The organism is Maridesulfovibrio frigidus DSM 17176 (assembly GCF_000711735.1).
Classification (GTDB): domain Bacteria; phylum Desulfobacterota; class Desulfovibrionia; order Desulfovibrionales; family Desulfovibrionaceae; genus Maridesulfovibrio; species Maridesulfovibrio frigidus.
Genome location: NZ_JONL01000007.1, coordinates 115,843 through 128,116, shown reverse-complemented (window position 1 = coordinate 128,116; position 12,274 = coordinate 115,843). Strand labels below are relative to the sequence as shown.

Genomic DNA, 12,274 nt, shown 5'->3' with positions numbered 1-12,274 from the left:
GTAAATGGAGTCTTTCTTACATGCATCATTTTGAATTTAAAAATAATGAACTTTTCGCAGAAAATGCAAATATCTCTGAACTTGCTAAAGAATACGGAACACCTCTTTACGTTTATTCCGCTGCAACACTTCGCAGACATTACGAAGCATTTGATTCTGCTTTTAATGATCTTGATCACCTCACCTGCTACTCTGTTAAGGCGAACTCAAACTTAAGTGTGCTTAAGCTTCTAGCTGAAATGGGCGCAGGTATGGATATTGTTTCTGGTGGAGAACTTTACAGAGCTCTTAAGGCCGGAGTTCCAGCCAGCCGCATAGTTTATTCAGGCGTTGGTAAAAAAGCATACGAAATTGCAGAAGCTCTTAAAGCTGATATTTTGATGTTTAATGTTGAATCTGTTGCTGAAATGCACAGAATTAACGAAGTTGCCGCATCAATGAAAAAAACTGCGCGCATTAGCTTCCGTATTAATCCTGACGTGGATCCTAAAACTCATGCTTACATTTCAACAGGAATGAAAAAGAATAAGTTTGGCCTCGATATGGATACAGCTCTTGAAGCTTACAAAACCGCGAAAACTCTTTCAAACGTCGATCCTATCGGCATGGATTGTCATATTGGTTCTCAGTTGACAACAATTGAACCTTTCCTTGAAGCTTTGGATAAACTTCTTGTGTTCAAGGGCAAACTTGCTGACATGGGCATTGAAATTGAACATCTCGACCTTGGTGGTGGACTCGGAATCACTTATGATGACGAACAGCCTCCGCATCCTAAAGAATTTGGTGAAGCATTAACTAAAGCTCTCGAAGGACAGAATTTGAAAATCGTTCTCGAGCCCGGGCGCGTTATCGCCGGTAATGCAGGAATTCTTGTTACCGAAGTTGTGTACACTAAAAGCACTCCTTCTAAGAATTTCTTGATTGTAGATGCTGGAATGAATGATTTGATTCGTCCTTCGCTTTATCAGTCCTTCCACAACATTTCTGAAGTTGTAAAAAATGACCGTCCTAAAGTTGAAGTAGACATCGTTGGACCTATTTGTGAATCCGGTGATTTCTTGGCTCGTGACCGTGAGCTTCCTGAAATTAAACAGGGTGAGTTGCTTGCGGTCTACTCTGCTGGTGCATATGGGTTCACCATGGCGTCCAACTACAACTCTCGTCTCAGAGCAGCTGAGATTATTGTTGATGGCGATGATATTATTATCGCACGCAGAAGAGAAACTTACGAAGATCTTCTTAATCTTGAATCTTAATTCTTTGGCGGGCCGGTTTCAGCCGGTCCGCCAATTTTTACAGGTTGTTTAAATAAAAATGTCCCGCCTAAATTCTTTCTACCTTCCTCCCGAAAATTGGATGTCCCCTTTTGTTCTTGCTGGCGGCGAAGCTCGTCATATGTGCAAAGTACTACGTACTAAAAAAGGTGATACCGTTCGCCTCTTTGATGGCATGGGCCGAGAAGGCCTTTTCAAAGTCGATGAAATTTCAAAAAGCCGAGCAGCCTTAGAGCTGGAAAGCGAAAATATTCTTGATGACATAAGAGGACTTACTCTTGCGATCGGATGGAATAAATCTAGTCGGCGCAATTGGCTGCTCGAAAAAAGTGTTGAGCTTCAGGCTATGGGGCTTATATTTTTTCAAGGTGAATTCAGTCAGGGTAAAGTTCCTGAAAATCCTAAAGATACATGGCAGGATAAAAATGTCGCAGCAGCTAAGCAGTGCGGCAATGTCTGGCTGCCTAAATTAGAGACAGTTTCCGGCTCTATTGAAAATCTGATTGAAAGATCCAAGGACTTTTCTAATAAAATTATTCTCTGGGAAAAAGCTGAAAAAGACGCTGTTCCCGATTATGCTATTTTTGCTCAAGAATCGACTTTAGCTGTAATCGGCCCTGAAGGAGGATTCAGCTCGCGTGAAGCTGAACTGTTAATGGATAGCGGTTTTATAAAGTGTAGTTTAGGCGATAGTATTTTACGGTGGGAGACTGCCGCGATGCTCTGTCTTGGCGCAGCTTACCTTGAGAAACAAAAACTTTCCCTCTAAATTTTCTTGTTAACGGAGAAATGAATTGAAGCTCGAGCTAACAGATAATCAGCCCCTTGCGGATCGCATTCGCCCCACTACCTTGGATCAATTCGTCGGACAGAATCATCTCCGTGAACGTATCGAAGCGTTCGATAGATCCAAAAGGTTGCCAAGTTTATTGCTTTTCGGTCCTCCGGGATGCGGCAAATCGACCTTAGCAATGCTCCTTGCTCAATCGACTGGACGGCACTACATGCGAGTCAGTGCTCCGGAAGCAGGGATTGCCGCGCTTAGAAAAAAACTTGCTGGAATGGATATTCTCATTCTTGATGAGCTTCACAGATTTTCAAAAGCACAGCAGGATTTTTTCCTGCCTATTCTAGAGTCTGGCGAAATAACTTTACTCGCAACTACGACCGAGAACCCTTCTTTTAGCGTTACAAAACAACTTTTATCAAGGCTGCATGTTCTTCGGCTTAGATCTTTAACAAAACTTGATTTAGCTGATATTGCCAAGCGGGCAATCGAAGAGTTGGAATTCGAGCTTGAAGAGGAAAGCATTAACTTGATTTCTTCCATGTCTGGTGGTGATGGGCGCACCCTTCTTAACCTGATTGAATATGCGTCTCAGCTTCCTAAAGATAAAAGAGAACCTGAAAAACTACGCACCATCTTGCCTGAAACGATAGTTCGCGGTGACCGTGACGGAGATTCTCATTATGAACTTGCTTCAGCCATGATCAAGTCCATTCGCGGCAGTGATCCTGACGCGGCTTTGTATTATCTTGGTTGTTTGCTCGAAAGCGGTGAAGACCCTAAATTTATTACACGTAGATTGATTATTTCTGCTGGTGAAGATATCGGGCTTGCAGATCCATATGCGCTGACTATGGCTGTTTCATGCCAGCAGGCTGTTGAATTTATAGGTATGCCTGAAGGATTTATTCCTTTGTCTGAAACTACAGTCTACTTGGCTCTGGCCCCGAAAAGCAATACGACGTACGCGGCCTATCATACGATAAAGCAAGAAATCCGGCAGAACGGTATGCAGCCGGTTCCTCTTCATTTAAGGAATGCGACTTCCGCACTGCAAAAAGAATGGGGATATGGCCGTAATTATAAGTACCCGCACTCTTTCCCGAAAGCATGGGTTGAGCAGGACTACTTGCCGCCTGAACTTTCCGACCGTGTTTTTTATCACTCTAAAGAACAGGGCGAAGAACCTCGCTTGAATGCTTGGCTTAAAGGACAGAAAAGATCGGCTCATCCGCGGGTTGAGCCCCCTCCAAGTCGAAATCGTAAAAAGTAACTGACCTATTTAATCATATAATTTATTGCTTGTCCTTGATGCGGGGTGTATTCTTAGTAATGAACTTTATATGAGGATAGGATTATGTCTTCGCTAAAAAAGCTTGTTATTGAAAATATTGTTGAAAGTATTAGTGTTGGATTAATGGTTATTTCGAATACAGGCGAAATAGTTTTTTTAAATAAGGCTGTATGTAAAATACTTGATTTAAATTTAACCGAACATCTTGGGTGTGGTTGGGGTGAACTTTTTATCAAAAATGAATCTTCAAATGTTGAATTCAATCAGGTTATTATAGATCTTATTGATGAGCAGAAGATTGGTCTTACGCATCGAGTCTCTTATTATCCTGAAAGTAGTAACTCTACTAAAGAATTATCAATAACATCTTCTTTTCTTAGTAATAATTCAAAAATATTAGGGATGGTTTTCCTTTTTGAAGACGTTACGGATTCCCATCAAGCGGAAGAGCGTGAACGCAGAATATCATCTAGAAATGTGGAGTTGCAAAAAGAGAGAATTGCGGGACTTGACGCTCTTGCGCAAGCGGTAGCCCATCAAGTTCGGAACCCCACTTCAATTATTGGTGGTTTGGCTAATATTGTTTCTCGAAAACTCCCCGATAAAGATCCTTTGCAGAAAGAAATGCAGGCCATTTCTGAAGAGGCTATGAAGCTAGAGAAGCTTGTTTCTGTTGTAAGGACATATTCTACAATTCCGCAGCCAATTTTAAGTGAAATTAATGTAGGTTCTTTCTTTGAAAAGGCAATTGAAAGGGCAAATATAATTTTAGCGAAAATAGGTGAAAATACAGTTGTAAATATTGAAAGCAATATCTCAGAGCTTAATATTGACGGTTCTTTATTTACATCAGTAATCGTTGAACTATTGCTTAATGCCAGTAACTTTACACCGAGTCCATCCACTAAAGTAGACATAAAAGTCTTTATTGAAAACGACATCTTAACAATTAAAGTGATAGATCATGGGCTTGGTATTGAGACGAAAATTTTACCTTATGTTTGCGATCCTTTTTTTTCTACAAAAGCTAAGGGCGTTGGAATGGGCCTCTCTTTAGTAAAAAAGATAGTATTTGAACACCAAGGCAAACTCTTTATAGAAAGCGCTGGGCCAAATATGGGAACAACGGTAACTATTGAGTTATTATGTTCTGATGGTATCTGTTGTCATAAAAACAATATGTTTTAAGTGAAAAATACTTGAAAAAGGTCTTCTATCTGGTGGTCATATTCTTCGACAATCGATGACAAGCAAGCTGCATCAATACCAAGTAATTCCCAAGCTCCATCTTCAATACCTGGAAGAACATACATCCCGCCGTTTGAAATTTCGATAGCATTTGTCAAATTATCCGCAACCTGAAGAATTGTTGCCTGAATTTTAGATTCGGCATCTTGAGGTGAGTGATGATGGCTAATGATATCAGTAAGTTCTGAAGGAAAATTCCATTTACCCAGCATGTCTTTTGCGACGTGTTCATGGTTGAAACCGAGGGTCATTTCCTCTGCTTCAACAAGCGGAATAAAGTTTTCTCTTGCGTACAGCATTGCTTGAATTGAACTACAAGGCATTTTTTTAAAGATGATAAGTCGTCCTACATCGTGCAACAGCCCAGCTGTGAACATGACTTCAGGGACAACTCCGTCAACTTTCTCAGAAATAATTTTAGCAAATACTCCGCAGGTCAATGAATGCAGCCAGAAGGTGCGCATATCAATTAGTTCCGGAGGAATGTCTTTAAAATAGCTGATAGTCGAAAGGCCTAGAGCTAAGGTGCAAAGTTCTTTGCTCCCTACAAGGGCAACTGCGCGAGTAAGTGAATCTATTTTGGATGGAAATCCATACAAAGGGCTGTTGACTAGTTTTAGAAGCTGAGCTGAGATCCCCACGTCAAGACCTACAACCGCTGCAATTTCTTGAGCAGATGCAGATGGATCATCAACAACTTTTTTAACTTTGAAAAATATATCTGGAAAAGAAGCAATTTTTATCTCTGCGTCAACTACGTCTTCAACCTTGCCTTCGTCTCGGAAGAAAAGGTCTCGCATATCTTCGAGTTCTGTTACGGTCTGTTCTTCATATGTAGGCAGCTTCCACCCTTCCATAATTTGCACAGCGGCACGATGTACAGCTATATCAAACATTTTCATTATGGCGGGGTGATCATGGTTTACAAACATGAAATAATCCCTAACATAACGAAAAGCCATATTCGCACTTTCTTCGTCAGGTTCGGCCAGCGGAGAACTTAGGACTTTTACATCGCCAATGCCCTGCCTCTGAAAAAAAACAATATTACTACTGGTAATAACAGACCCAGCAGGAAGAAGCATTCTTCCTGCATGAAGCAAATCCGCGCCTAAAATCATACCGGGCTCAAGATCATCAATTCCTACACTACGCATCTCAACACCTCATAAATTATGTTAAAGCCAAATTTAAATCTTCCTGTAAGAGATGGCTCCTTCATGGTGTTTGGCTTTAAAGGTGTTAGTTATCGTATGTAAAGATTCAGAATGCCCTACATAAAGATGTCCACCCTCAATTAGGTTGTCATAAAAAGCACTTACAACTTTCTTTTTCATTTCTTTATCGAAATAAATTATCACATTTCGACACAAAACGATATCTGATTTAGGGATCTTTTTTAATGCAATTCGATCGTTTAGGTTGATTTTGGCAAAACGAACAAGCTTTTTTATGTCCGCATTGACTTGAAATACACCGGGAGAAGTTTCAGTGAAATATTTTTTAGTAATAAGAGAAGGAGTTGTTTTGAATGCGTACTTTGCATACTCACCTTTTTTCGCCTTCTCGATGATGTCGGAAGAAATATCATTCGCAGTGATCTGTATGCGCCACTTGGAAAGCTCAGCTTTCAGCATTTCATGGATGATTATTGATAGCGTGTAAGGTTCTTCCCCAGACGAGCATCCGGCAGACCATATCTTGATATCCAGTTTTCCTGATTTACGTTTCTCGTCAACAATTTTGCGTAAAGTTTCGTTGGTGAAGACTTTAAGCTGTGCATTATCCCTGAAAAAGCTTGTTTCGTTTGTCGTAATGAGGTCAGCTAATTTATTTAATTCAGCCGCTTTATTTCTGTCATATTTTAAATATTCTATGTATTCTTTAAAACTTTTTAAATTAAGCTCAAGAATACGGCCAGAAAACCTGTTTTCAACAAGATACTTTCTGTTACTATTTAGGAATATACCAGATAACTCATAGATAATATCTTTGAGTTGTGTAAATTCTAGTGTGGAAATTTTTATTCCACCACTGAAGCCGCTTCCTGAAAAAAGGCCTGACATAAATTCTTCTCTCTAAGATTTAAATATATTTATTTGCTTTATTTAATTATAACTATTTTTCCCTGATAAGGGAAATGCGTACTAATTAGATAAACAAATTCGAAAAGAATCAATTATAATAACGTACACCATTTATGGGACCACTTTCAGTATAGTATACCACTCATCTTTTGTATATTTTTTTCCATTCATCTAGAAATAAAACTGCTGTGTCGAGTGGATCCAATTCACCTTGCTGTTGTCTTATTGCGCTAATAAGATCTTCAAATGATACATTTAATGGAAGCCCCAGCTTCTCAATTAGGTTGACCACTTCACTCTTTAATTCTTCGGGAAAATCAGGAGTAAAGAGCTCTTCTGAGGTCCTTTCTTTAGGCCATCCATCAATTTTATCCATAGCAAAGTCAATTAAGGTCTGCATTCTAATAACGTATGTATGCTCAGCAAGGACGCGCTTTCGCCCTTTTTCTGCATAAAGATCCCGTTCATCAGGGTGGGATAAAAAGTAGCTGATTTTCTCATCTAAATCTTCAAGGTTATCAAAATGTGCCAGTTCACCTTCAGAAAATGCTTCTGACATAAGTGATCTGCGATCAACTAGTTGAAAAGCTCCGCAAGCAGCCAGTTCAAAAGTTCTCGGGTTAATAAAATCTCCCCCACTGACGAGTTCATCTGCATTAATTGATGAATGGAGGTTTAAATTTATTTTTGTTGCATTGAAAATTTTCACGCATTCTTCAGAGGAAACCCTGCGTCCGCCAAGCTGAATATACTTATCGAGAATATGATCTCCTTCCCATTCAGAGCCCCATATTTTGAGTCCGTGATGAATCAGTTTGCGAAAAGCCATGCGCCGATTTGGGTACCCTGCCCCCATAAATGAAACGTCCGCGCCATATTTGCGCCTATCTATGACGCCAATATTTAGAGGATGATGAAAGTCCGGGTGAGCCGCTAGAGGAAGATAAAGAGTGTTATTCACTCCTATTTCCTTAAGTTTATCAAAAAAATGCTCTTTTTGAATCACAGCAAAAATATCATAAAACGGAGCGAAGCTCTGCCAATAGGTAAATAGCCGGAAGTCTTCTACAAACCACATGGCTGTGATAACTTTATCCCGCTTCAATCTCTTTAATGCTTGATGTGTAAGCGGTGCCTGCGCCATGGAAAGCACCATGTCCGGCTCAAATGTCTCGGTTTTGGCTAAGACTGCCTGCGACAATACTTGAAGGAAGCTATTTTGCAAATATTGATGCCTGTCTGACGTAACCTTCAGATTATCAAGAGCATTATAAGCGTCATAGAATTCCGGAGCCTCAAAAGTTTCAACGAGGTGTCCCATTTCTTTGAGAGCGGCTACGCAGAATCTTCCAACAGGTAATGAACCTCCATATAAAGGAAGTACAACAAGTATTCTCAGAATTTTTTTCGAGTTCAAAATATTATCTTTCAACTTTATAACCTCGATCCTGTTATCCAGTCTTTTTCTTTGTAAAATTTTTCCGCAAGTTCAGGAAAAGGTCCGTATTCGCCAATATCTAGTATTCCAAGGTGGCACCCAATGAAATTGCGCAATCTTTCTCTGCGTTCGCTAGTAATGTCCTGCCCTGCCTTTAATACGTACTTAGTGCCGAGGAAATCACAAGTAGATTCAAATACTGACAACCCTTGCGGCAGGTGATCTGGCTTACGTGTTGCGATAAATCTAGGCATGGATGGCTCTTTAAAAGGCTCAAGACATTTTAAATTATTATAGCACGGCTGAGATTCAACACATGGAGAGCAATCAAAATCCGCTTGAATAATTGTATGTCCTTTGCCGTATGGCCCAGTTTCAAAGCACCATGCGGATGAAAGGAAAAATCCCAACACAGGTGTTCCGAAGTGTGCGGCAAGGTGCATGGTTCCGGTATCTGGAGTCATAAGCAGGTCAAGATTTGAAACGGTCTTCGATAAATCTTCCCAACCTGTTGTTCCAACAAGGTTTTCAACATCTTTCGCTATGGATGGCGGAAATTTTGCCAATAGTTTTTTCCCAGCATCTTTTTCGGAACTGCTGCCTAGCAGAAATATTTTTTTATTTTTATTTACAGATCTGGCTGCCATAACCATCGGGGCAAGTACATCTATAGGAAGTGATCTGCGTGACTCTCTCCCAGCCATAACAACACCTATTCCGCCGCCTTTAGGCGTTGCTAGCGGATTAACTTCTGAGGCTGGTATCATTTCAGGACTAAGTGCAGCCCAGTAGTCTACTATATTGATATTGTTGCGTCTTTCAGTGGCAATCCGAAATCCAAAGTCGATCCATGGGTTACGTATAGGTTGGCCGTTTACCCGTTTGTGCCCAATGACTTTTTCAGGGTTAAACATTGAGGCCATCATATAGTTCATGGGAGAGAAATTTAAGTTATAAATGTAATCGAAATTAATATCTTTAAGTGTCTGAAAAACTTTGTAATTAACTGGAAGAGCCGAGCTTATACCGTCTCCAGAAATCCCTGTTCCATGTGCAATTAGCGTGTGGATGATACAATTAGGGTATAAAATTTCAGCCAGATCATTAAGCGAACGATCAATGCAAAGATGGACTTCCAGTCCGCGCCCGGCAAGGGTAAGGATAAGTCTTTTAGTCTGGACAAGGTCTCCAAACCTTGTGAGTTGTACAACAAGAGCTCGTTTCATAATAAATTCCATTTGTTGCAGAATCCTGTGAGCAAAAAATATATCTGTTTATTGGCCTTTTGTCATTTTACAATAAGGGTACCCTTTTGCTATACCAATCTTCTATGACGTACTATCCTATTTTCCTGAAAGTGGAAAACCAGAAATGTCTGCTAGTTGGAGCAGGATGTGTTGGGCTTCGCAAGCTGAAATCTTTATTGCAATCCGGCCCTGCCGAAATCACGGTACTTGATACTTGTGATCCTTGCTCTGAACTTAAAAGCATTAGCGAAGATCCCCGTGTCCGTTTTGAAAAGCGCAATTTTGAACCGGAAGATTTAGATGATAAATTTATGGCATTTGCATGCACTTGCAACAAAGCTGTAAATAAACAAATTGCAGATATATGCCGTGAAAAGAATATTCTTTGCAACATTGCGGATTACCCTGATGGGAGCAATTTCATCGTACCATCCGTAATTAAACAGGGAGATCTTACTCTTGCAGTCTCTACGGGCGGCAACAGTCCGGCTTTTACAAAAAAAATTCGTCGCGATTTACAAGACGTTTTTGGCGAACATTATGCAATTTTTCTGACCTTGATGGGCAGAATCAGACCTCTGGTCCTTGACCTTGGCGAGGAAACAAGCCAAAACACCGCTTTGTTCAGGCATCTTGTAGCGTCTCCGATTTTAGATGAACTGGAAGCAGGAAACATGAGCCGTGTTAAAGAATTATTGGCTGAAATTCTGCCCGAAGAACTTGTTCCCCATATCCCGGAGTTAACTGATGACTTTGTTTGAGTTCTTTCAATACGTGATTATAGCCCTGTATTTAATGGGGATGATTTTCTTCATAGCAGGCGCTCTTAAGAATAGCCCCATAATGGGTAAGCTTGGAAATCTGTGCGCTATTGGCGGGTTTGCATTGCATTCTCTCGATTTGCTGCTCGCCGTGACCTTATATAAAGGAACTGTGCTGACTGGCGGATTCTTTTACTTCAGCCTGCTAGGTTGGAGTTTGATTCTCGTTTATTTCGGTCTCTGGTGGAAAATACGCAATACTTTCTTTGCGCTCACAGCTTCACCTTTGGCTCTGTTGCTATTTGTCGCATCTCTTGCGGCTCAAAGCCTTAAAGTGACTCTCCCTGCTCATTTGGCGGGCCTTTTTATAGGTCTCCATATCGGAACCATATTTGTAAGCATCGCTTTGATGGCAATGGCTGCGGGAGCTGGTGTAGCTTTTATATACCTAAACAATAAGATTAAAACGAAGGCCAACCTTACTGCATTCGGTAAAGAGATGCCTTCTTTAAATACCTTCGATCGTGTGAATCATTGGGCGATTATGATTGGTTTCCCGCTCTATACTTTAGGACTCGCCGCCGGGTTCTTGTGGGCGCGAGGAACCTTTACTAAAATGTTCTCATGGGATCCGAAAGAAATCGTAACGTTACTGGTCTGGTTTTTATTTGCATTCCTTTTCCATCAGCGCACAATCGTTGGCTGGAGAGGCAAAAAACCGGCAATTCTGGTGATCATTGTTTTTGTCATCACCATGATATCACTGTGGGGAATAAATTTCTTTATCCCTACTCACCATAGCTTTAAAGCCTGATTTTTATGGATCATAATATTTATCTTATAGGTCTCAATCACAAATCTGCAGGTGTGGATATTCGTGAACGTTACGCGCTAACCAATGTCGAAGAGTTCGAAGCTGGACTCCTTGATCTTGGTGTTCGTGAAGTAATGGCACTTTCTACCTGCAACAGAGTTGAGATTCTCGTCGTATGTTCTGAGGCTATCACCGAGAGTGAAATCCTTACATACTGGGCCAATAAGTGTTCAGGTTCCAGATCAGATCTTGAACCCAACACCTACTGTCACAAAGACCTCAAAGCCGTGAATCACTTATTCAGAGTGGCTTGCAGTCTCGATTCAATGATAGTCGGCGAACCTCAGATTCTCGGTCAGCTTAAAGATTCGTATCGTAATGCTGTCGAAGCTGGAGCAGCTAGAGTTATCATTAACAGAATGCTCCACAAAGCATTTTTCGTTGCCAAACGGGTTCGTACCGAAACTTCAATAGCTTCGAGTGCTGTATCTATCAGTTATGCCGCTGTAGAGCTTGCCAAGAAGATTTTTGGCGAACTAAAAGGTCAAAAAGCTATGCTCATCGGGGCTGGGGAAATGGCGGAGCTTGCAGCAACTCACCTGCTTAACTGCGGAGTTGAAAAGATTCGCATTGCCAACAGAACGCTCTCTAATGCGCAAGATCTAGCTAAATGTATGAATGGCGAGGCCATTCCTTTTGAAAGCTTATATGACTACCTAAGTGATACTGACATCATCATCAGCTCCACCGGAGCGCCTCATGCTGTCATTAAAGCTAAGGAAATGAAAAAGGTCATCAAGAAACGTAAGTTCCGCCCAATGTTCTTCATCGACATTGCGGTTCCACGTGATATCGACCCAGACGTAAACAGCCTCGATAACGTATATTTATACGATATTGATGATCTTAAAGACGTAGTTGAAGAAAACATGTCTCAGCGTGAAGATGAAGCTGTCAAAGCAAGCTCTATCGTTGAATCAGAGACGCTCTCTTTCGGGAATTGGATTAATTCTCTTGACCTACAGCCCACTATTGTCGACCTGTTTAATCGCAGTGAAGGCATTGCTCAGGCTGAACTCGCCAAGACCCTTAAGCGCCTTGGCGACGTCGACGACAAAACCAAAGAGGCCCTCGAATTTATGGCCCTTTCAATTGGTAAAAAAATACTTCACGAACCGGTTACGTTCCTAAAACGCAGAACAGAAGAAGAAGGCGCTGCGGACAGGTTTGTTGATCTTGCCAGACGCATGTTTAATCTGGACAACGATACCATTCCACCAGATGCGCATTGTAAACGTAAGAAACCAAAAGATTAAAGTTT

The 12,274-nt window shown here is 41.0% G+C and carries 11 protein-coding genes; 7 read left to right on the top strand and 4 right to left on the bottom strand.

Annotated features, from left to right (window positions below; genetic code table 11):
• Nucleotides 1–20: 20 nt before the first annotated feature.
• From lysA to BR06_RS0114135, 4 genes are all read left to right on the top strand, one after another.
• Nucleotides 21–1,259 carry a diaminopimelate decarboxylase gene (lysA, locus tag BR06_RS0114150; protein ID WP_031484172.1) on the top strand — a complete coding sequence of 413 codons (1,239 nt, stop codon included), beginning with the start codon at nt 21–23 and terminating at the stop codon, nt 1,257–1,259.
• A 58-nt stretch (nt 1,260–1,317) separates the two neighbouring features.
• A complete protein-coding gene (locus BR06_RS0114145) occupies nt 1,318–2,046 on the top strand; it encodes a 16S rRNA (uracil(1498)-N(3))-methyltransferase (protein WP_031484170.1) in 729 nt (242 codons plus the stop codon).
• 25 nt (nt 2,047–2,071) lie between these two features.
• A complete protein-coding gene (locus tag BR06_RS0114140) occupies nt 2,072–3,337 on the top strand; it encodes a replication-associated recombination protein A (RefSeq protein WP_031484168.1) in 1,266 nt (421 codons plus the stop codon).
• Between the two features lie 84 nt (nt 3,338–3,421).
• A complete protein-coding gene (locus BR06_RS0114135; RefSeq protein ID WP_031484167.1) occupies nt 3,422–4,546 on the top strand; it encodes a sensor histidine kinase in 1,125 nt (374 codons plus the stop codon).
• On the opposite strand, the gene BR06_RS0114130 is transcribed toward BR06_RS0114135, so the two are convergent.
• The 4 genes from BR06_RS0114130 to BR06_RS0114115 form a co-directional block, all read right to left on the bottom strand.
• On the bottom strand, nt 4,543–5,763 hold the full coding sequence (locus BR06_RS0114130) for an HDOD domain-containing protein (RefSeq protein WP_031484165.1): 1,221 nt from the start codon (nt 5,761–5,763) through the stop codon (nt 4,543–4,545). The genes BR06_RS0114135 and BR06_RS0114130 overlap by 4 nt on opposite strands.
• 33 nt (nt 5,764–5,796) lie before the next feature.
• Nucleotides 5,797–6,672: a CheR family methyltransferase gene (locus BR06_RS0114125; RefSeq protein ID WP_031484163.1), complete on the bottom strand. Its 876-nt coding sequence runs from the start codon at nt 6,670–6,672 to the stop codon at nt 5,797–5,799.
• A gap of 163 nt (nt 6,673–6,835) precedes the next feature.
• The gene (locus tag BR06_RS0114120) at nt 6,836–8,110 is read right to left on the bottom strand and encodes a CgeB family protein (RefSeq protein WP_031484161.1); all 1,275 of its coding nucleotides are present in this window, start codon (nt 8,108–8,110) and stop codon (nt 6,836–6,838) included.
• A gap of 17 nt (nt 8,111–8,127) precedes the next feature.
• Nucleotides 8,128–9,369 (bottom strand): glycosyltransferase family 9 protein, encoded by a 1,242-nt coding sequence (locus BR06_RS0114115; RefSeq protein ID WP_235727733.1) that lies wholly within the window; start codon nt 9,367–9,369, stop codon nt 8,128–8,130.
• A gap of 74 nt (nt 9,370–9,443) precedes the next feature.
• Between BR06_RS0114115 and BR06_RS0114110 the strand changes: the two genes are divergently transcribed.
• Genes BR06_RS0114110 through hemA form a run of 3 tightly spaced genes read left to right on the top strand, consistent with a single transcriptional unit; the run spans nt 9,444 to nt 12,269 of the window.
• Nucleotides 9,444–10,139 (top strand): precorrin-2 dehydrogenase/sirohydrochlorin ferrochelatase family protein, encoded by a 696-nt coding sequence (locus BR06_RS0114110; protein WP_328285926.1) that lies wholly within the window; start codon nt 9,444–9,446, stop codon nt 10,137–10,139.
• A complete protein-coding gene (locus BR06_RS0114105) occupies nt 10,126–10,953 on the top strand; it encodes a cytochrome C assembly family protein (protein ID WP_031484155.1) in 828 nt (275 codons plus the stop codon). The genes BR06_RS0114110 and BR06_RS0114105 overlap by 14 nt, the downstream gene beginning before the upstream one ends.
• Before the next feature lie 5 nt (nt 10,954–10,958).
• The gene (hemA, locus tag BR06_RS0114100; RefSeq protein WP_031484153.1) at nt 10,959–12,269 is read left to right on the top strand and encodes a glutamyl-tRNA reductase; all 1,311 of its coding nucleotides are present in this window, start codon (nt 10,959–10,961) and stop codon (nt 12,267–12,269) included.
• The last annotated feature ends 5 nt before the right edge of the window (nt 12,270–12,274 follow it).